The sequence below is a fragment of the Mycobacterium sp. NGS40 genome, assembly GCF_059812735.1.
Map to the genome: position 1 here is coordinate 1 of NZ_JCALDG010000096.1, position 1,022 is coordinate 1,022.

Genomic DNA, 1,022 nt, shown 5'->3' on the forward strand with positions numbered 1-1,022 from the left:
TGTGGGGTTCGACCGCGGGTGCCTCAGTGGTCGGCAGCGGCTTGATGGGGTAGCGGCGTAGGCGGTTGGCGTTGCCGACGACTGATAGTGACGATAGGGCCATCGCGGCGGCGGCGACCATCGGTGAGAGCCGCAGCCCCAGCAGCGGATACAGCGCGCCGGCTGCGAGCGGTATGCCAACGGCGTTGTAGATCAGGGCGAAAAAGAGGTTCTGCCGGATGTTGCGCATGGTGGCGCGGGAGAGCCGGATCGCGGTAACCACCCCGGCCAGTGACCCTGAAATTAGGGTGATGTCGGCGGCTTCGATGGCCACATCCGTGCCGGTGCCGATCGCTAATCCGACGTCGGCTTGGGCTAGGGCGGGAGCATCGTTGATACCGTCACCGACCATACCGACCTGGCGTCCTTCGGCTTGCAGCCGGCGGACCTCACCCGCTTTGTGTTCGGGCAAGACCTCGGCGAGCACTCGGTCGATCCCGACCTGGCCTGCGATCGCGGCTGCCGTGCGGGCATTGTCCCCGCTGATCATCACCACGTGCAGACCCAACTCGCGTAGTGCGGCGATGGCGGAGACGGAGTCGCCCTTAACGGTGTCGGCCACGGCGATGACGCCGGCCGGGTAGCTGTCGACCGCGGCGAGTACCGGGGTCTTGCCCGCGGCTGCGAGCTCGGTGCTGATCTGCTCGAGTTCGGCTGTGTCGATACCGTTTTCAGCCAGCAAGGTCGCGGTGCCAACCAGGACACTACGGCCAGCGACCGTAGCCTGGACCCCTTTGCCGGTGACTGAATCAAACGCCGCTGGGGCGGGAACGGTGATGCCGCGGCCACGGGCACCGGCGATTACCGCGCTGGCTATGGGGTGCTCGCTGTCGGCTTCGGCGCCGGCAACCAGCATGAGCAGTTCGTTCTCCGCCACGGTCCCGGTCGCGCGGACGTCGGTGAGAGCAGGTTTGCCAGTGGTGATGGTTCCGGTCTTGTCCAGCACGATGGTATCGAGCTTTTGCGCGGTCTCCAGCGCCTCC

1 protein-coding gene is annotated in these 1,022 nt (G+C 66.4%); it reads right to left on the minus strand.

Annotated elements, in window-relative coordinates:
• Positions 1 to 1,022 (minus strand): HAD-IC family P-type ATPase (locus AC5Y5O_RS32060; protein WP_500028753.1); only part of this gene is annotated, 1,022 nt, incomplete at both ends.